The sequence below is a fragment of the Cohnella lupini genome, assembly GCF_003386205.1.
Lineage (GTDB): Bacteria > Bacillota > Bacilli > Paenibacillales > Paenibacillaceae > Cohnella > Cohnella lupini.
Window position 1 is genome coordinate 116,750 of sequence record NZ_QRDY01000011.1, and the last position, 23,005, is coordinate 139,754.

The window sequence follows — 23,005 nt, forward strand, 5'->3', positions numbered from 1 at the left end:
TCCTTCCTATTTCAAAGCGCCGACGATCGTGTCGACGTTATGTTTAACCATCCCAATATATGTTCCTTCGGCCGTTCCGGCCTTGCCCATCGCGTCGGAAAATAACTCCCCGCCGATTTTCACGTCATGACCCTGCTTCTTGGCGCCTTCGATAACGGCTTCGATAGACTTCTTAGGTACGCTGGATTCCACGAATACGGCTTTTACTCCGCGCTCCACCAACATATCCCTCAAGCCGGTCACATCCTTGGAGCCGTATTCCGCCGCCGTGCTAATGCCTTGCAAGCCGACGACTTCGATATCGTAAGCATCTCCGAAATAACCGAAGGCGTCATGCGCCGTGACCATGACCCGTCCTTGTTTCGGTATCGTCGCGATTTGATCCTTGGCGTATTGATCAAGCTCCTCCAGCTTGCCCAGATAAGCCTCCGCGCGCGCCTCGTATTCGGCTCCGTTGTCCGGATCCTTCTCGACGAGAGCGTCTCTGATCGTCTCCGTGGCGCTCATCCATAGCCTGACGTTAAACCACACATGCGGATCGTGCGTTCCCGCCGCTACTTCCCTCAATTGCCGTTCCGGGATATTCTTCGTGACTGCGACCACCGTTTTCTTCTTGGCCATTTTCTCGAATATTTCCGTCATCTTGCCTTCCAGATGCAGTCCGCCGTAGAGAATCATTGCAGCGTCTTCAAGCTTGGCGATATCCCCTTGGGATGCCTTGTATAAGTGTGGATCCACGCCCGGCCCCATCAGTCCGACGACCTCTACCCGGTCTCCGCCTACTTCTTGAGCCACGTCCGCGATCATTCCGATCGTCGCGGTCACATGCAATTTCCCTTCTTCCTTGAATGCGTCACGGCTCGCCCCGCACCCTGCCAATATCGTCGTTGTACCCGTTAGAAATATAAGGACCCATAATAATCGTTTAAGGGACGATGCTTTACCTCTCTTCATAGAAATGTTCCTCTCCCTTTGCTTGTAATTGCCTATGAACAAATGTGTTGTCGTGAAGACGAATACTTTCCCTTATGCTTATTTTTTTATAATATACAAAAATGTTTACTTGATGCAACATATTTCACAAAAAATAACCGCCCATTTTAAGGGGCGGCAAGTTTACGATATCTCTTCGGGCAAATGTTTACTCCTCGTTGACCGTTTGACCGCCGACGTCCCCATTAACGGGAACATTGGCGTTAGCTTGGTCGTTAACCGCGCCATTGGTTGCGTTCTGGTTATTCGCAGGAGCGTGGGGAGTGCCGTCCAGTCCGAACTTGGCATCGTACGCATCGAATATTTTGCGGGCGATCGGAGCTGCTCCCCAACCGCCGTACCCGCCTTCCGGCACGACGACGGCGACGGCTAGCGTTGGATTCTTCGCCGGGGCATAAGCGATAAATACCGCATTCTCGACTCGCCCGCCTCCGACGTCTTGCTCCGACGTTCCCGTTTTCCGGCGGAAATCATATCCGAACCCCTCGAAGCCTTGCACGCTAACCTGCGCCATTCCGGACTCGATCGTCTCCCAGTAAGCTTTAGGGAAGCTGACCGTGTTCAGAATCTCCGATTGGAAAGGCTGAACGAGCTTGCCGTCGGTATCCTCGATTCTATCGACGAACTGCGGCTTCATCCGCTTGCCGCGATTCGCTAAGGTAGAAGCGTACTGCGCGAGCTGCAAGGCGGAATACCTAGCCTGCTGGCCGAAAGAAGCGTACACGAGCGCGGATTGCGAGCTTCCGTTCTTGATTTCCTTGTAATAGTTGATACTCCCGCTCGACTCATGCGGCAACCCGCTTCCAGTCGTTACTCCTAAACCGAACTGCTTCATGTAGCTGTCCCAAATGTCTACGCCCTTATCTCCATCGCGCAAGTACAATTTGTTCCCGACCATTCCGGCCATGAACGCATTGGATGACTTGGCGATCGCCGTAGTCGGTGTTAACGTTCCGTTCGCCTTGCTGCCCGCATTGCGAACGCGAGTCTCGTGACCCTTGCCCCCGAAAGCGAAATAGCCGGGATCATCGAACGTCGAGTTTGTCGTAATGAGCTTCTCGTTCAGTCCGAGCAGGATGGTCAGAGGCTTCTGCGTCGATCCAAGGTTCACTAGCGAGGAAGGATGCTTCATCCGTTCCTTGTCGTCCTTGTAAGGGGGCTGAACGTCCCTAATGGCGCCATTGCTCATGTAGTAATTAATGTTTTCCAATTCCTCGGGACTGATACCGCCTTGCCATACGTCCGGATCGTAGTCGGGCATGCTTGCCATGGCGACGATTTTGCCCGTCTTCACTTCCATCGCGACCGCGTATCCGGTTTTCGCGTTCGGCGCGCGCTCTTGTTCGTTCGAAGAGCTGCGGATTTTCGCCAAATGCTCCGTTATCGCTCTTTGCGTCGCCAACTGGACGTCTTTGTTGATCGTGAGGATAATATTATCGCCTTTGACGGGCTTAGTCAGCTTCATGGGACCGATAATCTCGCTTTGGTTATTGACCGGGTATTCCTTGACTCCGTTCCGCCCCCGCAGCTCGTCTTGGAACATATATTCAAGCCCGTCGAACCCAACTTCCTCCGACTTCAAATATTCAAGCGTTTTATCGGGTTGGTCCGCGTTGATATCCTTATATTTATCGAGCGATGTCGCCCCGCTCATTTTCTTCATGTAACCGACCAATTGCACGGCCACCTTTTCCGGATTGTATTGCCGAATGCTTTCCTCGACGACGTCTAATCCGGGAAACTGCTGGCGATGCTCCGAGAAATACGCGATTTCCTCTTTGGTTAAACCCGACTTGATCCGGCGCGGCTGGTAGGAGAAATTGACCTTCCCCTTGAAATCCATGTATGTGAACACTTCTTTCGCCGTGAGCGGCTTTTCGGTTTTCTCTCCAAGCTCGTTAAATACGTCGACAAGCCTCTGGGCGAGCGCTTTACCTTCATCTTCGGACATTTTGTTATCGAAAGTATAGTACAACGATTGAGTCGACATGGAATATGCCAATGCGACATGCTCGGAATCGTAAATATTGCCCCGAATCGGCGGCACGGAAACCGGTCTGGTCCCGTTCGCATGTTCCTTGGCTCTTAGGGAATCTCCCTCCACGAATTGCAAATACGCCAAGCGCACGATTAACGTGGAAAATACGAAAAACGTAATAAAGAAAAAGACGTTAAGGCGGAAGCTGAAATGCCTCCGATTTCTAATTTCTCTTTTCTGGGCTTCTTCCGTTAAGTTACCGCTCATCCGGTTATTCCCCCTTGCTGTATATGCGTGTCGGTAAAGCCCGGAGAATCGAACCAATTGCCAGTCTTTGCCCATGTCGGATCCAATGGAACCCATCTTTGATGCTCGCCCAAATATACTTCGTTCCATGCATGAGGCCCGTAACCTCCGCGTCCGTCATAGCCGAGTCCCGTAACGACTCGCGCTTCCAACCCCGCCGCTCTTGCCATCGAAGCGAATAGTCGGGCGTAATCGATGCATACGCCCTTGCGGGTTGCGAAAGTATGGGCGGGATTCTGCTCTCGCCAATCCCCTTCGTCCTCGTAAGCCCGAACCTTATCATTGTCGTAAGTAATCCTGCTTCCGACCCAATCGTACAGTGCCCGCGCCTTCTCCTCGTCTCCGGTTTTGCCTTCGGTGACGGTTAAGGCGGCGTTCACGATGTCGTCCGGTAATTCCGCGTCGATGACGTCATAACGCTTCAACCATAGCTGGTCAAGCTCGCTCGACATCGCCTCCGCGAAGACGGGAAGCTTATCCTCGATAAGGTTGCCCGTTGCCGGGCGGATGACTTGCGCGGCCACTTCCTTGTAAAGGCCCGAGCTTTCGATATAACTCTTCATCGGGCCTTGCGGGAACAACGCGCAATAGGCGAATAGCAAGGCCGTCAACAATAAAGCCCTGCCTGTCCCGAGCGCGGTGCCGATGAACCCGCCGACCGATCGGCTTACGGTTCCTCCCGAAGGCAGAACGCTAAAAGGAATGGATACGACGGATGCAAGCATTCTCGCCGCGAATCCGATCAATAGTCGAATGATCGTATGAAACACAAGAAACAATATGGAAAAGCGCAGCAAAGGCAAATCCCTGATACCCGAAAGAGCCGTGTAGCCGAACTGAGCGAAAAAGGAAGCATCGGGCTCCGGACGAGCCATATTGCGCCCGATTAGCCATTCCTGTAACCGAGGCGAGAACTCCGAAGCCGCCAGCGCCGATAAAACGACGGATATGACGACCGCCAAAGCGCCTGCAAGAAAATATAGCAATTGCTTGACGGAGCCGGAAGCCCCGCGCCTAATTCCCTGGAACAAGGAAAACGCGACCACCGCGAGCAGCAACCAAGTCACGAGATTGGCATCGAAACCTATCCACCCGCCGCTCATGCGCCTTACTTAGCCGAAGCTCGCGCTTGAGCGACGAATTCTCGGACCGCGCCTTCCATTTTCCACGTACCTAATGGCGCGTCGTGAAATTTTACCGTGACTTCTCCGGAATTCGGAACTCCGGTCAGCTCTAAGTTCGTGGATTTAATCGAATAGGAGCCGTCCGCGTTGTCCACGTAAGTTGCCTCGCTCGCTTCGCCTGCCATCGCTTTGATGGCTTGGTCCTTCGCTTCGGCCGAGACCATGTCCCCTATCGCTCCGATTTCCTCGGAAACCCTGCTCTTGATATCTTCAACGCTGTACCCGCCATACGTAGCGATACCTAAGATGATAGCTGCTACCAATACCCATTTCAGCACGGTTTTGACCACTTTCATGATCAAGAAAATCGCCACGATGGCGATGACCACCACCAGCCAATGATCCTTCAAGAACTGAATCCAGGCATCCGTATCGAGACTCATTTAATCTCCCCCATAACCATTATCGCTCAGAGCTCGCAATATTCCTATTATACCGTAATGATAATACCCCCGTAAACGACGGTCATAACCGCGGCGGTCGGCACGTAAAAGTAGGATAAGCCGCTAAAGCGGACGAGGGGTGCTCGGATCCCCTACATGAGGAGGTAGCGGACCATGAAAACCGCCGTCTGGCTTTATTTGTTTTTGTTCGTCGCGTTCTTCGATTTGCATGCCCAATACCCCATGCTCACTCCGTTCGCCGTCTCTTTGGGGGCTGCCCCCTCGTTTATCGGACTAGTCATGGGGATGTATTCCTTAACTCATCTGCCCGGTAATTTGATCGCGGGGATCGCCGTGGATCGTTTCGGAAGCCGGTTCTTCATTGCCGTCAGCTTAGTGGGGGCGGGTATCCTCCTGCTTTTTCAAGCGAGGGTAACGGACCCTTGGCAGCTGCTGTATATTCGCTCCATCAGCGGGTTCGTGCTGGCGTTCCTATCCCCGGCTTGCATGTCCATGCTTGCAAGACTAGCCAAAGATCACATCCACCAGGGCAAGCTCATGGCTGGCAACGGGCTCGTTCACACGATCGCTTCCGTCGTCTCGCCGGCGGCGGGAGCCTATCTTGCGGCCTCGATCGGGTTTAAGCAATCTTTTTCCGTACTTGGGTGGGTGCTGCTCCTCACCGGTTTTCTATCCCTGTGGTTCGTGAAGGAACCTGCGCGTACGCCCGAAGAAATAGCGGAGTTTAAAAAGAAACCCGCTCCCAAGCTCAAGCCCACGGAAACGACCGAAGCGAACGTCCCTAAGGGTTTTCCATGGGCTATTTTCTCGCTTCCCGTCGGCATGGCTTGCGCTCAAGGCATTCTTGCGTTCGAGCTCCCCCTTCGAGGCAACGACGCAGCTACGATCATGAGCACCGGGATATTATTTTCGGTTGTCAGCTTAGGCGCGCTCGTCACTTTGGGCCTATTGTTCCTTAACCGTTACTTACCCTATAACCGAACGATAATCGGAGTATCGTTGTTGGCGGTTTGTTATTACGGACTAGCTTCCGGATGGCCTATTCCGCTACTTGGCCTGCTATTCGTCATTGGGATGGCGAAAGGAGTTATTTTTCCCGCGATGACCTCCTTCCTTCTCCAGTTGAGCGGGCCAACGCGTTACGGAAGGACCTTCTCGATTTTGTCGATCTCTCTGTCGATCGGATCGTTCCTGGGTCCCGTGGCGGCAGGCGCCGTACGAGATCACTTTTCTCCCTATTTCCTTTCGTTTCTCGCGCTTATGATCTCCTTGGCTCTGCTATTTCCCCGAGCGTCCTATCGGGCGAATTGGAACCCGCGCGCGTCCATCCCCCCCGCTTCGGGACATTAAGCGGGTTTTCCTTCCGCCGATTATTTATTTAGGAACTGGGTATCCGCACACTTCAAGCCGCCGTTATGGGCATATCCTGCCATGTAGCCTATGCCAGGTAGCCGGCGCAACCGGCAATCGGCCCAATCTAAGGCAACAGTAGCGGGGTGACGTACATGTCCCAAATCGCAGGCGGGTACGGACCGAACACGACAATCGTTATCGTCCTGTTCATTCTGCTCGTCATCGTACTTCGAGCTTGTTAAGCATTATTTGCTGGCCCTCAGCCGAGGGCCGCTTCTTCTTGCGGTCCTTGGCAGTCGTCCGTCCGGTTTCCTAAGAACGGGACAAGCTTATCTCAACGAAAATGATTGGACAAAGCGGTACCGGTGGTACAATAGCGAGTAGATGAATCGTTAACCACGAAACGATATTTCCCTTGCTCCGGAGGATTAGCCATGAACGTAGCCATAATCGTAGAAGGCAAGAACGACAAGAGCCGCCTCGCGCGCGTGCTTTCTCCCGAGGTTCCCATCCATTGCACGTTCGGTACATTGAATGCGAATCGCATGGAGTCGCTTCGCAAAGCGGTAGGTAACCGGCACGTCTATCTGTTCACCGATCACGATGCATCCGGTCGCCGCATACGAGGAATGCTCCGCGATGTATTTCCGGATGCCGACCATATCTATACCCGTCGGGGTTACATGGGCGTCGAGGGCACACCGGAGGAATACCTCATCCAGCAGCTCGAGAAAGCGGGCCTCGACGAATACATCCTTTATCCCGACCCGGCAACGGCTTGGCCGCCTAAGGAATGATTTTAGACGGCTATGCCCACGAGACGGTTACTACTCAAGTAGATAACGTTCTTCATCCCTACTTTGACTCTAAAAAAAGGCTGATTAGCTTAAATAATAATGAGGTCTCCGGCCTCTACCGTCGAACCCAACCGAAATAGTAACGAAATCGAACTATCTCCGGCCTCTACGGCCAATAAAATTCGCCCCTGTTACTCGAATATTTCATGCACCTCCGTAACCCAGGGTACTATTCCGCTCGAGAAGCGACTGTCGAACTTATAGCACCCTCAAGGTGGCTACTGCTTAGGTCTCCGCTGTCGAGTAATCGCTCGAAGAAAAATACGTCTCGGCATTACATTTACCGGAAACAAGCTAAGGAAATAGAATGGTAATCATCTTTATTCAAGCCTTTGAGGCGTTTTGGAACCAAAGAAGGATCGAGAAAATCGCTATTCATCAAAATTTTGTACCGAATTGAACAAACTTAGAACAATAGCAATGAAAACCATCGTTATCCGGCTTACATCTTGAACAAACTTCAAAAATACATTGAATAACATCGCTATGATAACGAATGCTCATCATCACCCAAACTCACTTCCCGTTACCTACCGAAGTAGTAACCGCCTGACGGTACTATTCCGCTCGAGAAGAAACTGACTGACTGCGAAGCAGCTTTAGGGCTTTATGTACAGCCTCGCGATACTAATTTTCCTGCGAAACAAAAAAAACACCCCGGCGCGGGGTGTTTTTCTCATTCTATAATAGACTTTTGATTTTCTTCGCCATATCCGCAGGCTTCAGGTTATCCTCGCCTTGTTCCGTGTAAGGACCGATATTAATCCAATCGCGGATTTGCCCTTTCTTGTCGAGCAGCACGATCAAGTTCATATGATAGAAATTGCCGTCATTGTCCTTGCCTGCATCGATCTGATACTTCCTAGCCAGATCCGCCGTACCCTGCTGGCTGTCGCCGCGCAGGAACTTCCATCCGCTCGGATCCGCGTCGAACCTATCCGCGTATTCCTTCAGAATCTCCGGCGTATCGTTGTCGGGATCGATCGTGACCGACAAGAACTCGACTTCCTTTCCGAACACGCCGTCCGCTTTCAATTCGTCCTGCACTTGCGACATTAGCGCCGTCGTCGGGGGGCAGACGTCCGGGCAGCTAGCGAAGAAGAAGTAGAGCAAGCGCGCTTTGCCATTCGTATCGCTCAGCGTTACCTTATTCCCGTCCGAATCGGCGTAAGTAAAATCGGTCCCTTGCCCTTGCGCCGGCATCGTCGCGTCGGCTTCCGACTTATTCTGCTGCAAAATAATGTAATATCCCATTACGATACATAGTCCGAGTACGATTAAAGAAAAACCGTATCTTCTCAGCCACGATTTAGGCGGTTGCGGTCTATTATCCGCTGAATACGGCATATCGACGCCTTCCACGCTCGATTGCGGTTGCTCGTCCTTGCGCTCGCTCATTCGAATCTACACCCCGTTCGTATCCAATATCATCGTTAAGAACATGATCATCAAGTAGTTGATGGAAATCATGAAGTCGGCCTTCGCCCATTTCTCGTCATCCTTGGCGCGCAGTCCGGATAATGCGTGGATAAACCAAACTATCGCGATACCGACGGAAAAAATAAGGAAGTAAATACCGACGTAATCGTAATTGTACATTAGGACGCTAGCCGGAATCAGCAACAGGATATAAGGAAGCATCTGCCACTTCGTGCGGGTCACGCCTTTAACGACCGGCAATAACGGGAAGCCGGCCGCCCTGTACTCTTCCTTCCTCCTGATCGCAAGCGACCAGAAGTGGGCCGGCTGCCATAAGAACAGCAAAGCGAACAAGATCCAAGCCCCCGCGTCGATTTCGTTGCTGACGGCGCAATATCCGATGACGGGAGGCATCGCGCCCGAAATTCCGCCGATCGACGTGCTCCAAGTCGAACTTCGTTTAAGCCACATCGTATAGACGACGACATAAACGAACATACCGAGCAGGCCTAGCCAGCCGGACAAGACGTTTACCAAAGCAAACAGGACGATCTGTCCCACGATTCCGAGAATGACGGCATAACCGAGAACGAAACCCGGGGTCATTCTGTTCTGCGGAAGAGCCCGGTCGCGCGTTCTCTCCATCTTCATGTCGAGCTCGCGGTCTAAGTAATTATTGAAAACGCATGCGGATGCCATGGTTAACGCAGAGCCGATAAGCATCCATAGCAATTCCCAGCTGAGTATATTGTCCCATTTGGAAGCGACCCAATAACCGCCGAAAGCCGCGATCAAGTTCAAGCGAATAATACGCGGCTTGGTTAAAGCCACAAGATCTTTAAGCACGGAGTTCCTCCTTTATGCAAGTAAAGCGGCATAACCTGACGTTTGTTCAATGATACCGCATATCTTCAATCATTGACAATGTTCGCTCTTTCGAATTCATCAAATCGCCACCGCCTGTGAACAAGGTGCGAACGACGGGACAAAACGGTACTTCGCATTGTCACATAAATCGGGCTTTCAAAATACACTGTATTGCGACAATTGCCTAATGCCAAAGCAAAAGGCGTAGGCGGTTTACAAGAAAGGTGGCATGCGAATTGGCCGTTATCAAGACAAACAGCGACGATGTCAGAATGCTAGCTCGCCTCATGCGCGCCGAAGCCGAGGGCGATGGCGAGCTTGGCATGCTCATGGTTGGCAACGTCGGCGTTAACCGCGTTCTCGGCAATTGTCTGGATTTCAGGAACATTAGGTCCATTCCAAACATGGTATACCAATCTCCCGGCGGCTTCGAAGCGGTACAGAAGCCCTACTTTTATCAGAAAGCAAGGGAAAAAGACGTTCGATTGGCGCAGCGCGTGGTCAACGGCGAGAGACAAAGTCCTGCTTCAAACGCTCTGTGGTTTTTCCGTCCCGCGGGAGGCTGCCCGGCCACTTGGTACGATCAAGCCAACACGGGAAGATTCAAAGCGCACTGCTTCTTCGCGCCGACCGCAGAGGATTGTCCGACAGTTTATTAGTTCAAAGGAGGATTTACGATGTTAAACAACAAGTGGCCGCCTTACCCGCAGAACCAAGTAATGCCCATGACTGCCCAATCAGGAGGAATGATGCCGATGGCTATGCAACCTATGATGCCCATGAGTACCCAAGGGGGCATGATGCCCATGCCCGGTATGATGATGCAGGGCTCGATGCCTCCGTCGGTTCCGAGCGGCGCTGCGATTACTCAAGGCGGAATGACTTTCCCAGGAGGTCCAGGCAACGAGGAATCCTATGTAGAGAACATCCTCAGGATGAATCTTGGCAAAGTAGCTACATTATACATGACCTATGAGAATAACTCCGAATGGAACGCCAAAATATTCAAAGGCGTACTGGAAGCGGCCGGACGCGACCATATCATCATCAGCGACCCGGCTACGGGCAAGCGCTACTTATTGCTCACGCTTAACTTGGACTACATCACGTTCGACGAGCCGATCAACTACAATCTTCCGTTCGGCTCCACTCCTACTCGCTAATTTCCAGCGGACGGAAAGTCCAAATTCTCAATCCGTCCTTTCCTCCCTTGATCCACTGCTCCATTTCCACCCAAGAACGTCCCTCGCGACGTTCTTTTTCCTTTTCCGCGGCTTCGGCCGCCGAACCGCAGCGCCGAATTTCGACGAATACTCCGGGTTGACCCGTATTTTCGAGAATTTCGACCCCGTTCCATCGTATCGCATCGGTTCGAAACCACTTGTCAAACTCGTCGCGATGCGTTTCGGGTATGACGTATTCACAGAAGAGAATCACACCTTGATCCCCCCTTTCCTTCATATTTTCAAGCTAAGACGACCATACTGAAAGCAATAAGGGGGCTAAGCTTATGGATACAGGAACGCACTTCATATTCGGGCTCGGCCTTGGCGGACTCGCCATGGTAGATCCAGCCGTGACATCTCATGCCTACGGTCCCGTTGCCGTTCTGATCGGCACGATCGCCGGCTCCAACGCGCCGGACTTGGACGGACTGCTTCGATTCAAGAGCAATGCCGATTATATCAAAAATCATCGCGGGCTGTCCCATTCTTTTCCGGCCATCATCGGCTGGGCTGCGTTGATCACTACCGTCGTATCGTTGCTCTTCCGGGAAATCCCTTGGTGGCATATCGGTTTCTGGGTGCTGCTCGCCGTCGTCGTTCACGTTTTCTCTGATCTATTCAATTCTTACGGAACGCAAGCCTTTCGCCCCGTAAGCAGGCAATGGGTCGCCTGGAATATCATCCACATATTCGACCCGTTTATTTTCTCCACGCATCTCCTCGCTATTCTGTTATGGATATCGGGAGCCGCGACGCCGCAAGTCGTATTCCCCGTTCTTTATATTATGTTGGGCATCTATTACGGCTGGAGAACTTTAGTTCACCGAAGGCTGTCCCGCAAAATCCCGAAACAAGATACGGAATACCAAGCCGGGGACAGATACAGTCTGCTGCCTACCGTATCGCTGTACCGTTGGAATCTGGTCAGAATTTCAAAGGACTGCACGTACGGCATCGGAGAATGGGATCACGGCAGACTCAAATGGATCGACGTGCTGAAATGCGATGAGCATCCGGCGATAGAGGCATCCAAACAGCACCTGGATGTACAAGCATTTCTATCCGTCACGCCTTTCCCCTGCGGGCACGTGAAGCCCCAAACTTGGGGATACGAGGTTAGGTGGGTGGATATACGTTACAGGTACCGCAGGCAATTTCCGTTCGTAGCCGTCGTTCTCATGGACTTGTCCTTTAATCCCTTGCAATCATACGTGGGATGGTTAAGCGACGATCGATTGGAAAAAAGACTAAAGATGAATACGTATTGACGAAAAGCGGGAAAGCCCTGATCGCAAGGCTTTCCCGCTTGACGTTTGTCGCCTGTGAGCGCACAATATGAAAAGCCCGAGGGCTAGCCTCGGGCTTTCGGTGCCGGACTATGAGTCCTTAGCGACCGGATAGTTGTTGCTCGGCCATTTGTACGAGCTTCTTGGTGATATAACCACCGAGGGAACCTGCATCGCGGGATGTTACGTTACCGTAATATCCATCTGCCGGGATTTGCACCCCTAGAGATTGAGCTGCTTCCATCTTCATGCTTTGCAATGCTGCTCTTGCTTGTGGTACTACTAGTTGGTTACTTGACGCCATGAGTAAATTCTCCCTTCGCCTAGATGATTGGTTTGCAAGCTTGCCAACTTAGTATGCTAGAAACGAAGAAAAATATGCGAGGTGAAATCATGAGTAAAACTTTATCTCTTTTTTTCGCGATCGTCTCCATCGCGCTTATGCTCGCGATGACTTTCTCGCTCAGCCATAACGGCTGGTTGGCGCTTCTTTTCGGCGTTTTGACGGTGGCCGTGATCGGCACCGGCTTCGTCGTTAAAGCGCGATTAAGAAAAAAAAATTCTTAATCAGCGATCGACCCTCGGCAGGAATCCCATTGCTTCCTTCACGGAGCGCAACGTAACCTCCGCAACGGCGGAAGCCCTCTCCGCCCCGTCCCGTAAAATCTTATGAATTTCCCCGGATGCCCGAATATCCTCGTATTTGCTTTGCAAAGGCTCTATAGCTTGAACGACGACCTCGGCCAAATCCTTCTTGAAAGCGCCATATCCTTGACCTTCGTAGGCGGCTTGGACCTGCTCGAGCGTCTGCCCGGAGCATTGCGCGAAGATCGTCATCAGATTGCTGACTTCCGGTTTGTTCTGCACGTCGAAAATAATTTCCCGGCCGAGATCCGTTTTGGCACGGGATATTTTTTTGCGAATTTCGTCCGGAGTGTCTAACAGCGCGATGAAGCTGCCGACGTTCGGGCTGCTTTTGCTCATTTTCTTAGTACCGTCGTCCAAGGACATAATCCGCGCTCCGACTTTCGGTATGAACGGCTCGGGGATGACGAATGTGTCTCCGTATCTATAGTTAAATCGGCCTGCCAAATCGCGAGTAAGCTCCAAGTGCTGCTTTTGGTCGTCTCCCACTGGCACAAGATTCGAATTGTAGAGCAGAATATCGGCTGCCATAAGAGACGGATAGACGAACAAACCGGCTCCGACGGCTTCTTTGCCTTCCGATTTGTCTTTGAATTGAGTCATCCGTTCCAATTCGCCCATATAGGTCATCGTCGTCAGCAACCATCCGAGCTCAGCATGAGCAGGTACATGCGACTGCATATAGATCGAAGCTTGCGCCGGGTCAAGACCCGCGGCAACGAACAATGCGGCAACGGCTTCGCTTTGCTCGCGAAGCGCGGCCGGCTCCTGCGGCACCGTTACGGCATGGAGATCGACGACCATGAAGAAGCAGTCATGCTCGTGCTGGAGCGCCACGAAATTTTTCATCGCTCCGATGTAATTCCCCAGAGTCAGCTTACCGCTTGGTTGAATGCCGGATAGAACGCGTTGTTTGGTCAAAGTCAACGAACCCCTTTTTATTAAAGTTTTTGGAAAACAAAAAAAGCCTTCCTCCGCAAGGGACGAGAAAGCCGTGGTACCACCCTTATTCGTATCGCGAGTCTTACGATTCGCAATACCTTAAGCTCCGATAACGGGGAACAGTCGGAGAGCATAGGACATGGCGGGAAGGATATACGATACTTCATCCGGCGCGTCGTTTCGCTCTCGGCTCCAAGATCCATTCCGCAAGGCAAGCGTACCGGCTTCCAGCAATCACCGGCTCTCTGGGAGCGCTCCATCCAAGCGTACTTGTTCTCTTCATCGCCGAATATACTTGATTTGTTTCTCATTATACCCCTCGCGAATGGATTGTCAATCCATGCTTTTTTACGATCGGAATGATTTTTTTCCATGTTCTTATACTCTATCGGTCAAGCATACGTTATAATAATCGTAACAATTACTATTATAGACTAGGAAGTGAAATGGTGCCCAACGTGATCATGCGTCTGGCGACGGGAGCCGCGACGGTCGTTTGCGCGGCGATGCTTGCCCTTATTTTTTTCGGAAGGGATCTGTCGCGCTGGAACTTAGATACGGCCAAACTCCAAAATTTCAAAATCGTATTTCTTAGCATTATCCTGGAAGCCTTGCCCTTCTTGCTTATCGGGGTCTTGGTTTCAGCGCTTCTTCAAGCCTTCGTTTCGGACAGGCTCATCCGGAAGCTTACCCCGAAAAATCCCGTCGCGGGAGTGTTGTTCGGCAGCTTGCTCGGCATTATCTTACCCCTATGCGAATGCGGAATGATCCCCATCGTCCGCAGGCTGATCCGCAAGGGGCTTCCCGCTTACATAGGCATTATCTATATCGTTGCCGGACCGATCATCAATCCGGTCGTATTCGGGGCGACCTTCGCCGCCTTCCGCACGAATAAGGAGCTCGCTTACTCGCGTTTTTATTTGGCATTCGTAGTATCGGTAACCATTGGTTTGATTCTATATTACTTCATGAAACGCTCTCCCCTTAAGCCTGAAACGTTAAACCAACAAGAAGCCGCTATCGTCCTCAGGTCTACGGACATGCACAACCACGCACACGATCATTCGCATGAACTCAATCACGCGCACAACCACGGGCACGTTCATTCTCACGGAGGCAGCGTCGTGCAGAAATTGGCAGATACTCCCGGTCATGCCGCCGAGGAATTTTTCGATATGGGCAAATATTTAATTCTTGGCTCGTTCATCACCGCATTGCTGCAAACCTTGGTCACCCGCGCTTCCTTCGCGTCCGTCGCTGATCATGAATTGCCTTCCCATCTCTTCATGATGGGCTTCGCCTATGCGTTATCGCTCTGTTCAACGTCGGACGCGTTCGTTGCGGCCTCCTTCAACAATATGTTTCCGCCTGCCGCATTGCTTTCTTTCCTCGTATTCGGGCCGATGCTCGATTTGAAGAACACTCTCATGATGCTCGCGGTTTTTCGCAAGAAATTCGTTTTGAAATTCGGCATTCTCATAGCCCTGCTAGTCCTGTTCGGTTCCATTTTATTCGATCATCTGGGATTTGTATAAAAAGGAGACATAAACCCTATGCATAGACATCCGTCCGTCACCGCCATGCATTATTTAGCCAGAGCCCTATTGCTCGCCGGATTCGCATTCTTCATCGTCCATCTCGTACGAGCCGGCGATCTCGATCTTTATATTGCCAGCCGGATGCAATTCATCGTCAAATGCTCTGCTCTCGGTCTATATGCCGTAGCTGCCCAGCAGTTTTATTCCGCCATCCGCTCTTGGTTGGACGGAAAAAACCACGATCCGTCCTGCGATTGCCAGCACGAGATGCCGGCTACGTGGGGCAGGAGCCTGCTTCTGTACGGTTGGTTCGCCCTGCCTCTGATCATTGGCTTCGCGGTACCTGACGGTTTGCTCGGCAGCAGTATGGCTTCCGCCAAAGGCGTGCAATTCACGCCTCAGCAGATCGTCAAACCTTATGCCGAAATTCCGCCAGCTGCGCCCGACCCGACCGTTATCGATCCCGCGGTGATCGAGCTTCCGATAGAGAAGGACGATGAAGACGAAATTCCCGTAGCGGAGCTATCGGACGATGCTCTCGATCTCCTTTTCCCGACTGACGCATTTACGGAAAGCTATGCCCGGTTCGGCAGACAGCTCGTCGATCAGGATCTGATTCAAGTGACAGATAAACAGTTCATCGAAACCTTGACGACTCTCGATCTTTACCGAACCGCTTTTATCGGCAAAAATATACAACTCAGCGGTTTCGTGTATCGGGAAGGCTCCATGGGTCAGCAGCAGTTCGGGGTTAGTCGCTTTGCGATATCCTGTTGCTCCGCGGATGCTTCTCCCTACGGCGTCATGGCGAAGTTCGGTAAAGCGAGCGAGTTTGCAACGGATGAATGGGTGACCGTCACAGGCAAGCTTAGCACCGCTTTGTACAACGACATCGAGATCATTCAGATCGATGTAACCAAGATTACCAAGATCTCTCCTCCGGAAGACCCCTACGTCACGCAGGATTTGGATTTCGGCTTGGAATAACGCTCGGATTCAAAAAAGTATTTATTGGAATTACTTCCGACAAATGCATAGCCCTCCCAATAACGTCCATACTACGTTCAAAGGAGGTGAGCGTTAGTGTCATCGCGTTCACGTAATTCTCTCGTCGTCCCTCAAGCCGCCCAAGCGTTGGAGCAATTGAAGTTCGAAGTCGCGCAGGAGCTTGGCATCCAGATTCCAAGTGACGGCTACTACGGCAACATGTTAACCCGTGAGACGGGCTCCATCGGAGGTCAAATTACCCGCCGTTTGGTTCAAATGGGCGAACAGCAATTGGCCGGACGTTAAATATCTTTGCTTGAAAATAGCCGCAAAACCCGAAAATCCGGCATGCTCCAAAGAGCATGCCGGATTTTCGTTACGGATATGTAGTGCTTTATTCGTTAGAAGCTTCCCTGCGATCCCGCTTTTTCGGAGAAAACCGAAACATCAAGTTTGCCATGTTGTAATTGGATTCGAATTGAACGCTCACGTAGACTTGGCCTTGCTTCAGCAAGAAATCGTAAGAGATTTCTCCATGCGTCCATCCGTTCTTATGCCTTAGCGCCTCAACTGCCAGCTTCCTAAGTAGCATAACCTCCGAAGGCGTCATGCCGACGACTTCTCGCCCCTGTTCGCCGCAATCCACGGGTAAGTGCCGAATGCCGAATCTGCCGACCGCGTCGTCGCGAATTTGCAATACGATCGTACCCGCGACCAACCCTTTCAATTCTCCTCCCAATTTCTCCAAAGCTACATCCACCTGACGAGCTAAAGGAATTTGCTCTAACGACATTATTATCCTCCTTTGTTCTTATTGCTCATAATTCCTAGGTATTACCTATTACGACTTAGGACTCAGTATAATTGAATAATTAGAATATTTCAATCATTTTGTCTTATTTTGGTTTAATTTGTAACTCTATAGCTAATTAACGCGGATTTTAGCTTTAAAAACCATGGTTTTCAGTTGGTTCGCCCTCTCGATTAGGAAAAAAACAAAAGCCGCTCACCCAGATTGGTTCCAGGTTGAGCGGCGTGTGCTTCACGACCGAAATTCATTATTTTTTTACAGGGTGAATATAACGGGCTATTCCTTGCACAATTCCGCGAAAACTTCTACATCCGCGACGACTCTCGCTACCGCATCTTCCCAAAATTTCGGTTGATCCAATGCGACGTCGAGATGATGTTTAGCCAATTGCTCCACGGTCATGATTCCCGTATCTTTCAGCAATTGGTCGTATCGCTTACTGAACCCGGCGCCTTCCCTCTCGGCTACGGCAACCAGTCCCGCGCTGAATAAGTACCCGAAGGTGTAAGGGAAGTTGTAAAAAGGCACGTCGGTAATATAAAAGTGGAGCTTCGCGGCCCAGAAATGCGGATGCCAGCTATCGAGAGCGTCCCCGAATGCTTCTTTCTGCGCGGCTACCATGAGCTCGTTCAATTCCGATACTTCAAGCATTCCGGAAGCGCGGCGCTCGTAGAAACGAGTCTCGAATAAAAACCTCGCGCGGATATTCATGAAGAAAGCTACGGCGCGTTGCAAGCGATCATCTAGCAAGGACAGCTTCTCCTCGTCGTTCTGCGCAACTCGGAGCAGGGCATCGCCGACTAGCGCTTCCGCGAACGTCGACGCCGTCTCCGCGACGTTCATCGCGTAATCCTGCGCTAACGGGGGAAGGTCTTCAACCAATTCGCCATGATAAGCATGGCCAAGCTCGTGGGCCAAAGTCGACACGTTACCCGGCGTACCCGAATAAGTCATGAAGATCCTGCCCTGACGATTAATCGGGAAGCTTGTGCAGAAGCCTCCCGGCCTTTTACCCGGACGGTCCTCAGCTTCGATCCACCGATCGGCGAAAGCCGTCTCGGCGAGTTTGACCATTTCGGGTGAAAACTGCGCGAAAGCATCCGTTATAAGGACAGCCGCCTCGTCATAAGGAATCTTGGCTTGACTAGTCGCAATCGGTGCATCGACGTCATGCCAAGTTAACTTTTCTTTGCCAAGACGCTTCGCTTTGAGCGCCAAGTAACGCTTAAGCGGTTCGATGCCGCCTTCGACCGCTGTCCACATCGCATCGAGAGTCTCGCGGCTCATCCTATTCATGCGAAGCGGCTCTCTAAGCGGATCGTGCCAACCGCGCATCTCGTATAGCTTCAACCTGAATCCGGATAACCGATTTAGCGTATCAGCTGCTAAATCCGCTTGCTCCGACCAAGCTTCTTCCCATTTCGAAGCCATTAAATCCCGTACGGACGGATCGGGATCGTCTAATTTGTTGGCGGCTTGCCCCACGGATAGCTGAACCGTTTCTCCGTTCTCATCCCACGGAATGGAAATTCTGCCTACGATCGTATTGTAATGCTCTCCCCAACCGTGATATCCGTTAATGGCTAGCTCGCTCGCCACCGCTTCCAATGCCGGCGGCAGCTTATCCTTGGCGGAATCCCGACGTTCGTTAAGAGGAAATGCTATGAGAGCTCTTTCTTGAATTCCGCTCCATTGTTGCCATTGCGAATCCGGAACGGAAGCGATCTGCGAATCGTACAAATCCGTAGCTTGCCTGAAACGCGCCGATAACGTTTGAATTCGCTCGGTCCAAGCTATCGCGCGTTTATCGCCCATATCTTGCGCCGTAATGCAGGAAACGAAAGCATCCGCCTCGCGAAGACTCGCTAATACGTCTTGAAGCTTATCGGTCCATTCCGTTAACCGTTCAGGATCGGGCAATTTGTCACCGGTAGCCTGAAGCTCTTGCAACAAGGATGAGCAAAGAGCCTCCGTCTTCTCAATGAACGACGCATACTCCGACGAAGACGAGCCCCCGGGAAATAAAGTCTCCAAGTCCCACTTTAAAGAATACGATGGTTTCATTTCCTCACGCTCCGTTTCCATTGCGTTCTTCGGACCCCCTGATGTATTGTTAGGATACGTTGAAAGGGGGCTTGACCTTGATTCCTCTAAGGAATAGTTTACCATACGATATTATAATGAACGACGTCGTTATACAAGAGTGCCCCTTCTGCGGGAGCTCTCCTACCCTTCTTCCTCTGAGACCGGACGATGTCAAAAGCTTATACGGCGGGCACCGCAAAATATTGCTCGTATTCCCATGCTGTCACGGAAGCGTTCGAATAATCGACGCGGACGATGATTACATGCTTGCTAACCGAGCTATTCGTGGAAAATAGAACTTCCAAATGCCGGTTTATGCTCCGCTTTGCTGCATTTCCTCCGGAAGATCCAATCCTTGCCCCGTCATGATCTCGCGAATGTTCTGCCATTGCTCCCGCGAGGCGCGAATCATGGCGGCATCCACGATCTTCTTGTCGTGAATGACTCGTCCGAACCATCTCACCGCTTCATGGAATAATCCCAAACGTTTATGTAGCTCGCCGATCAAATACATGAGGCGGGCATTGCTTATGGAATCCCTTTCCGTTTCATATACCCGAACATAAGAATCCATCGCGAATTTGAGGAATCGCTCTTCTTGGTCCTGCTTCCCCTCGTATCGGTAAAGCCATGCGATATGATGAAGCAGCGCCGCCACGACCCGATCTTTTTCCCCGATCGCTTGAGCCGTAACCAAGGATAACTTATAGCATTCCATGGCTAACACCGCCGAACGTTCTCCTCCGTAATCCCGAAACTGCCACTGATTGCCGAGTTTTTCGTAATACGCGCTTTTTTGCTTTTCGCTGAGCTTGGTCACGAAATTTTCCGTCGACGCAAACCCGCAAAATGGACATACCCTTACCACGTAATAATCCGGGTTGACGGTCTTGAAATAGGAACAGAAATCGGAATCCGTCCTTACCGCTTTTTTCAAGCTTGGCCTTACCCGGGATGTTTGATAGCTTTCCGTGCAACAAATACATTCGATTTTGATCTGAAAAAGCGGCTCCACTATGTTTCCTCCTTATTGATCTTGAGACTCCGTGTTAACGAAATGATTAGCGGGACCCGACAATCGTTCTATCGTGATTTTCCGCAGTTCTTCGGGAATTGAAGCCTCGGACAACGCTTCGGCCATGCATGCCAGCCATGCCGCCGCTCTTTCCGGAGTAATCGGGAAAGGCAGATGGCGGGCCCGCATCATCGGGTGTCCGTATTCATCGGAATACAAAGAAGGACCGCCTAGAAACTGAGTTAAAAATAAATATTGTTTCTCCATGACAGGGTCGATGTCATCGGGAAACAATGGAGCCAACAACGGATGTGCTTGCACCTTGGGGTAGAATCTGGTTACGACGTCGCGAATGACGTCGGCTCCTCCCAGCGCTTCGTAGAGCGAGTTATAACTAGCCAATTTGTGCCTCCTATTATGAGATTCATGGGAATCTTGTCTCCCCATGAATCATTGCAGTAATGAGTAGAAAGTCCTTGCAATTCACTTGAAGCATGCCTATTATACCACAAGAACCGGACTGCCTTAGGTCTAAAAAGCAAAAATCGCCCGGATGGGCGATCAGATTCGGCTATCCGCCGAGGGAGTTTATTATGATTTACACTTCTTCTTCGGTTCTTACCAAAGACTCGCGAATGACGTAAACGAAAGCGCATACAATTAATCCTGCAATGACTCCTGCCATTCTCATCACTCCAGCTCGATGAATTTGACTTTCGAAATCCCATCGCATTTCCTAGTACCATTGTAGCATAGCTTAAGTCCTTTTTCACCTCATTTTTGTAACCGGTTGCATAGAAAAAATGTCCGCTTTATCAACACGGGAGAAAGATTGCCCAGCCCTTCACATATAGTGGGACAAGAGGGTTTCGATTGGAGGAATTAAGCAGTGGGTATAATGAGGAATATCGAGGAGATCTCGTCCCGTAGGCTATCGCTGGCAAGCGCGGTAACCATTGGCGGGACTTCATTATTGCTGGGATGCTTGGCGTTAACGGATGCTCAAACCGCTTTGAGCGCAGCCTTGCGAGGAGTTTCGGTTTGGTGGGAGGTTTTATTTCCCGCTCTGTTCCCCTTCTTCGTCTTATCCGAGCTGTTGCTTGGTTTCGGAATCGTTCATCTTGCGGGCACCTTGCTCGACCCGTTCATGCGGCCATTGTTTCGATTGCCGGGCGTAGGAGGGTTCATCGTTGCCATTGGATTCGCCTCGGGCTATCCGGTGGGAGCCCGGTTGACATCCCGATTAATGGAACAACGGCTAGTCACCCGTAATCAAGGAGAACGCCTCGTATCCATGACTACGACTTCAGACCCTATCTTCTTGATAGGCGCCGTCTGCATCGGATTCTTCGGCAGCTTGGAAGCCGCTCCGGTACTTGCCGTCGCCCATTACAGCGGCGCGCTGATGCTCGGGTTGGCTTCTAGATTTCGCGGACGCGAGCCGGATAGCGACGGAAATACGGCCGAACCGACCAAAGGGAACAGGATACGTGCCGCTCTATCCGCCATGCACAAAGCTCGTATGTCCGACGGTCGCCCATTCGGCATCTTGCTCCAACAATCGTTGCAGTCGTCCCTTACCTTAATGATGATCGTCGGAGGTTTGGTCGTTTTCTTCTCCGCGACGTTAGATCTCTTGGTGAACAGCGGACTACTAGCCTATTTTCGAGACATGATTGCCGGTTTGCTGCACCTGCTCGGAGCATCCCCCAATCTTGCGCCCGCGTTCGTGAATGGCACTTTCGAAGTGACTCTAGGAGCGAAAGCAGCCGCGGCGAATGCCGAATTGCCCTTGGTCGATCGGGTTGCCGTTGCTGCCTTTGTCCTGTCTTGGGCAGGCTTATCCGTTCATGCGCAAGTGGCAGGCTTGATGAGCCGCACCGATTGGAGATACCTCCCCTTTGCCCGTGCTCGTCTCTATCATGGTCTCCTCGCCATGCTGATCGTTTATTTAATATGGCCGTTGTTTCATTCCGACCTCTCCGCTCAATTATCCGTCGATGCCTGGTTGAGCGAATCCAGTTGGTCTCCTTGGTCTCATTTGGCTTCTCCCGGATTATATCCTTTGCTTAGATCCGCGATCTGGATGCCCGTCGTATTCGCGTTTGTTCTTGCCGTCATCGTCATTGTCGGCGCGGCTGCGATCGGAATTCGCAAGCTGGATCGGAAAGCGAAGGATTGAATTCACTTCCGTTATTGTTTATGATCAGGAGAAAGAAAGTTCGGAAGGGGCAGCCTCGCTTTGAATTATGCATTGTTAGACCGGGGAGACCGGCTATCCCGGGCTTTATCGGAGGAATTCCATTCCCTGGCCAAAGCCAAAGGGTTCTCGGTAAATGAAATCGCGCCGGATATCGTCGTTTCGATCGGCGGGGACGGGACGCTGCTTCAAGCGTTCCACAGGTTCAAGAATCAGCTTGAACAGGTTTCTTTTATCGGCATACACACCGGCCATCTCGGCTTCTACGCCGACTGGAAGAAGGACGAGTTATCCGAGCTGCTGAATTTGATGGGATCTTCGGAGCCTCGTAAAGTCGTGTACCCTTTATTGCACATCGAAATTACGACTCCCACCGGGAAAACCGAATTTCTGGCCCTCAACGAGTTCACTCTAAAAAGCGTAGACGGCACTTTAGTAGCCGCGCTTCATATTAACGACGAGCCGTTCGAGATGTTTCGCGGAGACGGGATCGTTATCTCCACTCCTTCAGGGAGTACGGGCTACAACAAAAGTCTCGGAGGCGCCGTCATACATCCGTCGTTGGAAGCCTTGCAAATCGCGGAAATCGCCTCCATTAACAATCGCGTTTACCGTACATTGGGCTCTTCCGTAATCCTGCCTAAACATCATCATTGCGATATCATCCCCGATCCCGAAGAGGAGCTCTTCATCGGGATCGATCATCTCGTGATGCAAATGTCCGGCGTCAGCTCCATCACTTGCCGGGTTGCCGACAGTAAAATCACGTTCGCAAGGTATCGCCCTTTCCCGTTCTGGAATCGCGTTAGAGAAGCTTTCATCGGCTCGGTTTAGTCCCGTGGGAAATACCGGATATCAAACAAAAGGCCATCCCCGTTTGAAGGGGATGGCCTTTTTGTTGACGCAGCG

At 51.4% G+C, this 23,005-nt stretch carries 26 protein-coding genes and 1 other annotated feature; of the genes, 12 read left to right on the forward strand and 14 right to left on the reverse strand.

What is annotated here, in order from left to right; translation table 11 throughout:
- Nucleotides 1-6: 6 nt before the first annotated feature.
- The 4 genes from DFP95_RS18320 to DFP95_RS18335 form a co-directional block, all read right to left on the reverse strand.
- Nucleotides 7-954 (reverse strand): metal ABC transporter solute-binding protein, Zn/Mn family, encoded by a 948-nt coding sequence (locus DFP95_RS18320; RefSeq protein ID WP_115994108.1) that lies wholly within the window; start codon nucleotides 952-954, stop codon nucleotides 7-9.
- Nucleotides 955-1,141: 187 nt separating this feature from the next.
- Nucleotides 1,142-3,238: a peptidoglycan D,D-transpeptidase FtsI family protein gene (locus tag DFP95_RS18325; RefSeq protein WP_115994109.1), complete on the reverse strand. Its 2,097-nt coding sequence runs from the start codon at nucleotides 3,236-3,238 to the stop codon at nucleotides 1,142-1,144.
- On the reverse strand, nucleotides 3,235-4,380 hold the full coding sequence (locus DFP95_RS18330) for a transglutaminase domain-containing protein (RefSeq protein WP_115994110.1): 1,146 nt from the start codon (nucleotides 4,378-4,380) through the stop codon (nucleotides 3,235-3,237). The genes DFP95_RS18325 and DFP95_RS18330 overlap by 4 nt, the downstream gene beginning before the upstream one ends.
- 5 nt (nucleotides 4,381-4,385) lie before the next feature.
- Nucleotides 4,386-4,844 carry a hypothetical protein gene (locus DFP95_RS18335; protein ID WP_115994111.1) on the reverse strand — a complete coding sequence of 153 codons (459 nt, stop codon included), beginning with the start codon at nucleotides 4,842-4,844 and terminating at the stop codon, nucleotides 4,386-4,388.
- Between the two features lie 174 nt (nucleotides 4,845-5,018).
- On the opposite strand from DFP95_RS18335, the gene DFP95_RS18340 reads away from it, so the two are divergent.
- From DFP95_RS18340 to DFP95_RS18350, 3 genes are all read left to right on the forward strand, one after another.
- Nucleotides 5,019-6,215: an MFS transporter gene (locus DFP95_RS18340; protein ID WP_115994112.1), complete on the forward strand. Its 1,197-nt coding sequence runs from the start codon at nucleotides 5,019-5,021 to the stop codon at nucleotides 6,213-6,215.
- Nucleotides 6,216-6,370: 155 nt separating this feature from the next.
- Nucleotides 6,371-6,460, forward strand: a complete 90-nt coding sequence (locus tag DFP95_RS18345) for a sporulation protein YjcZ (RefSeq protein ID WP_115994113.1) — start codon at nucleotides 6,371-6,373, stop codon at nucleotides 6,458-6,460.
- Between the two features lie 192 nt (nucleotides 6,461-6,652).
- Entirely contained in the window at nucleotides 6,653-7,015 is a 363-nt protein-coding gene (locus DFP95_RS18350; RefSeq protein WP_115994114.1) for a DNA primase, read from the forward strand.
- 741 nt (nucleotides 7,016-7,756) lie between these two features.
- On the opposite strand, the gene DFP95_RS18355 is transcribed toward DFP95_RS18350, so the two are convergent.
- Together DFP95_RS18355 and cyoE are read right to left on the reverse strand one after the other, a co-directional pair.
- Nucleotides 7,757-8,473, reverse strand: a complete 717-nt coding sequence (locus DFP95_RS18355) for an SCO family protein (protein ID WP_115994115.1) — start codon at nucleotides 8,471-8,473, stop codon at nucleotides 7,757-7,759.
- A 6-nt stretch (nucleotides 8,474-8,479) separates the two neighbouring features.
- A complete protein-coding gene (gene cyoE, locus DFP95_RS18360; RefSeq protein ID WP_115994116.1) occupies nucleotides 8,480-9,340 on the reverse strand; it encodes a heme o synthase in 861 nt (286 codons plus the stop codon).
- Between the two features lie 257 nt (nucleotides 9,341-9,597).
- Between cyoE and DFP95_RS18365 the strand changes: the two genes are divergently transcribed.
- The gene (locus tag DFP95_RS18365; protein WP_115994117.1) at nucleotides 9,598-10,020 is read left to right on the forward strand and encodes a cell wall hydrolase; all 423 of its coding nucleotides are present in this window, start codon (nucleotides 9,598-9,600) and stop codon (nucleotides 10,018-10,020) included.
- Nucleotides 10,021-10,038: 18 nt separating this feature from the next.
- Nucleotides 10,039-10,524 (forward strand): spore coat protein GerQ, encoded by a 486-nt coding sequence (gene gerQ / locus DFP95_RS18370; RefSeq protein WP_342768258.1) that lies wholly within the window; start codon nucleotides 10,039-10,041, stop codon nucleotides 10,522-10,524.
- On the opposite strand, the gene DFP95_RS18375 is transcribed toward gerQ, so the two are convergent.
- Nucleotides 10,514-10,798: a hypothetical protein gene (locus DFP95_RS18375; RefSeq protein ID WP_115994118.1), complete on the reverse strand. Its 285-nt coding sequence runs from the start codon at nucleotides 10,796-10,798 to the stop codon at nucleotides 10,514-10,516. The two genes, gerQ and DFP95_RS18375, sit on opposite strands and share 11 nt — an antisense overlap.
- Nucleotides 10,799-10,871: 73 nt before the next feature.
- On the opposite strand from DFP95_RS18375, the gene DFP95_RS18380 reads away from it, so the two are divergent.
- Nucleotides 10,872-11,855 carry a metal-dependent hydrolase gene (locus tag DFP95_RS18380; RefSeq protein ID WP_115994119.1) on the forward strand — a complete coding sequence of 328 codons (984 nt, stop codon included), beginning with the start codon at nucleotides 10,872-10,874 and terminating at the stop codon, nucleotides 11,853-11,855.
- A 118-nt stretch (nucleotides 11,856-11,973) separates the two neighbouring features.
- On the opposite strand, the gene DFP95_RS18385 is transcribed toward DFP95_RS18380, so the two are convergent.
- On the reverse strand, nucleotides 11,974-12,177 hold the full coding sequence (locus DFP95_RS18385; protein WP_115994120.1) for an alpha/beta-type small acid-soluble spore protein: 204 nt from the start codon (nucleotides 12,175-12,177) through the stop codon (nucleotides 11,974-11,976).
- Nucleotides 12,178-12,266: 89 nt separating this feature from the next.
- Here DFP95_RS18385 and DFP95_RS28960 point away from each other — a divergent pair, with 89 nt between their 5' ends.
- Complete coding sequence (locus tag DFP95_RS28960; protein ID WP_181907501.1) at nucleotides 12,267-12,440, forward strand: DUF5325 family protein; 174 nt, start codon at nucleotides 12,267-12,269, stop codon at nucleotides 12,438-12,440.
- Here DFP95_RS28960 and trpS read toward each other — a convergent pair whose 3' ends face one another.
- The gene (gene trpS, locus DFP95_RS18390) at nucleotides 12,441-13,439 is read right to left on the reverse strand and encodes a tryptophan--tRNA ligase (protein ID WP_115994121.1); all 999 of its coding nucleotides are present in this window, start codon (nucleotides 13,437-13,439) and stop codon (nucleotides 12,441-12,443) included. It abuts the gene before it with no gap.
- Nucleotides 13,440-13,494: 55 nt separating this feature from the next.
- Nucleotides 13,495-13,752: a binding site (T-box leader), on the reverse strand.
- Nucleotides 13,753-13,906: 154 nt separating this feature from the next.
- Between trpS and DFP95_RS18395 the strand changes: the two genes are divergently transcribed.
- From DFP95_RS18395 to DFP95_RS18405, 3 genes are all read left to right on the forward strand, one after another.
- Nucleotides 13,907-14,995 (forward strand): permease, encoded by a 1,089-nt coding sequence (locus DFP95_RS18395; RefSeq protein WP_245987722.1) that lies wholly within the window; start codon nucleotides 13,907-13,909, stop codon nucleotides 14,993-14,995.
- A gap of 18 nt (nucleotides 14,996-15,013) precedes the next feature.
- A complete protein-coding gene (locus DFP95_RS18400) occupies nucleotides 15,014-15,985 on the forward strand; it encodes a TIGR03943 family putative permease subunit (protein ID WP_115994122.1) in 972 nt (323 codons plus the stop codon).
- A 96-nt stretch (nucleotides 15,986-16,081) separates the two neighbouring features.
- Complete coding sequence (locus DFP95_RS18405) at nucleotides 16,082-16,291, forward strand: alpha/beta-type small acid-soluble spore protein (RefSeq protein WP_115994123.1); 210 nt, start codon at nucleotides 16,082-16,084, stop codon at nucleotides 16,289-16,291.
- Nucleotides 16,292-16,379: 88 nt separating this feature from the next.
- Here DFP95_RS18405 and DFP95_RS18410 read toward each other — a convergent pair whose 3' ends face one another.
- The 5 genes from DFP95_RS18410 to DFP95_RS18430 form a co-directional block, all read right to left on the reverse strand.
- A complete protein-coding gene (locus DFP95_RS18410) occupies nucleotides 16,380-16,778 on the reverse strand; it encodes an O-methyltransferase (RefSeq protein WP_115994124.1) in 399 nt (132 codons plus the stop codon).
- 294 nt (nucleotides 16,779-17,072) lie between these two features.
- Nucleotides 17,073-18,881: a M3 family oligoendopeptidase gene (locus DFP95_RS18415; protein ID WP_245987723.1), complete on the reverse strand. Its 1,809-nt coding sequence runs from the start codon at nucleotides 18,879-18,881 to the stop codon at nucleotides 17,073-17,075.
- A gap of 179 nt (nucleotides 18,882-19,060) precedes the next feature.
- The gene (locus DFP95_RS29700; RefSeq protein WP_342768260.1) at nucleotides 19,061-19,186 is read right to left on the reverse strand and encodes a hypothetical protein; all 126 of its coding nucleotides are present in this window, start codon (nucleotides 19,184-19,186) and stop codon (nucleotides 19,061-19,063) included.
- An 8-nt stretch (nucleotides 19,187-19,194) separates the two neighbouring features.
- Complete coding sequence (locus DFP95_RS18425; RefSeq protein WP_181907508.1) at nucleotides 19,195-19,899, reverse strand: DUF2225 domain-containing protein; 705 nt, start codon at nucleotides 19,897-19,899, stop codon at nucleotides 19,195-19,197.
- Nucleotides 19,900-19,908: 9 nt separating this feature from the next.
- Nucleotides 19,909-20,343: a globin domain-containing protein gene (locus DFP95_RS18430; RefSeq protein WP_115994127.1), complete on the reverse strand. Its 435-nt coding sequence runs from the start codon at nucleotides 20,341-20,343 to the stop codon at nucleotides 19,909-19,911.
- Nucleotides 20,344-20,794: 451 nt separating this feature from the next.
- Between DFP95_RS18430 and DFP95_RS18435 the strand changes: the two genes are divergently transcribed.
- The gene (locus DFP95_RS18435; RefSeq protein ID WP_342768261.1) at nucleotides 20,795-22,078 is read left to right on the forward strand and encodes a nucleoside recognition domain-containing protein; all 1,284 of its coding nucleotides are present in this window, start codon (nucleotides 20,795-20,797) and stop codon (nucleotides 22,076-22,078) included.
- A gap of 60 nt (nucleotides 22,079-22,138) precedes the next feature.
- Nucleotides 22,139-22,930 (forward strand): NAD kinase, encoded by a 792-nt coding sequence (locus DFP95_RS18440; protein WP_115994128.1) that lies wholly within the window; start codon nucleotides 22,139-22,141, stop codon nucleotides 22,928-22,930.
- Nucleotides 22,931-23,005: the final 75 nt, after the last annotated feature.

Coding starts and splice junctions, on each gene's coding strand:
- DFP95_RS18395 (WP_245987722.1), top strand. CDS start 13,907: ATGGTGCCCAACGTGATCATGCGTCTGGCGACGGGAGCCGCGACGGTC.
- gerQ (WP_342768258.1), top strand. CDS start 10,039: ATGTTAAACAACAAGTGGCCGCCTTACCCGCAGAACCAAGTAATGCCC.
- DFP95_RS18325 (WP_115994109.1), bottom strand. CDS start 3,238: ATGAGCGGTAACTTAACGGAAGAAGCCCAGAAAAGAGAAATTAGAAAT.
- DFP95_RS28960 (WP_181907501.1), top strand. CDS start 12,267: ATGAGTAAAACTTTATCTCTTTTTTTCGCGATCGTCTCCATCGCGCTT.
- DFP95_RS18410 (WP_115994124.1), bottom strand. CDS start 16,778: ATGTCGTTAGAGCAAATTCCTTTAGCTCGTCAGGTGGATGTAGCTTTG.
- DFP95_RS18435 (WP_342768261.1), top strand. CDS start 20,795: ATGAGGAATATCGAGGAGATCTCGTCCCGTAGGCTATCGCTGGCAAGC.
- DFP95_RS18320 (WP_115994108.1), bottom strand. CDS start 954: ATGAAGAGAGGTAAAGCATCGTCCCTTAAACGATTATTATGGGTCCTT.
- DFP95_RS18380 (WP_115994119.1), top strand. CDS start 10,872: ATGGATACAGGAACGCACTTCATATTCGGGCTCGGCCTTGGCGGACTC.
- DFP95_RS18340 (WP_115994112.1), top strand. CDS start 5,019: ATGAAAACCGCCGTCTGGCTTTATTTGTTTTTGTTCGTCGCGTTCTTC.
- DFP95_RS18415 (WP_245987723.1), bottom strand. CDS start 18,881: ATGGAAACGGAGCGTGAGGAAATGAAACCATCGTATTCTTTAAAGTGG.
- DFP95_RS18350 (WP_115994114.1), top strand. CDS start 6,653: ATGAACGTAGCCATAATCGTAGAAGGCAAGAACGACAAGAGCCGCCTC.
- DFP95_RS18385 (WP_115994120.1), bottom strand. CDS start 12,177: ATGGCGTCAAGTAACCAACTAGTAGTACCACAAGCAAGAGCAGCATTG.
- DFP95_RS18355 (WP_115994115.1), bottom strand. CDS start 8,473: ATGAGCGAGCGCAAGGACGAGCAACCGCAATCGAGCGTGGAAGGCGTC.
- DFP95_RS18335 (WP_115994111.1), bottom strand. CDS start 4,844: ATGAGTCTCGATACGGATGCCTGGATTCAGTTCTTGAAGGATCATTGG.
- DFP95_RS18430 (WP_115994127.1), bottom strand. CDS start 20,343: ATGGGGAGACAAGATTCCCATGAATCTCATAATAGGAGGCACAAATTG.
- DFP95_RS18345 (WP_115994113.1), top strand. CDS start 6,371: ATGTCCCAAATCGCAGGCGGGTACGGACCGAACACGACAATCGTTATC.
- DFP95_RS18330 (WP_115994110.1), bottom strand. CDS start 4,380: ATGAGCGGCGGGTGGATAGGTTTCGATGCCAATCTCGTGACTTGGTTG.
- DFP95_RS18400 (WP_115994122.1), top strand. CDS start 15,014: ATGCATAGACATCCGTCCGTCACCGCCATGCATTATTTAGCCAGAGCC.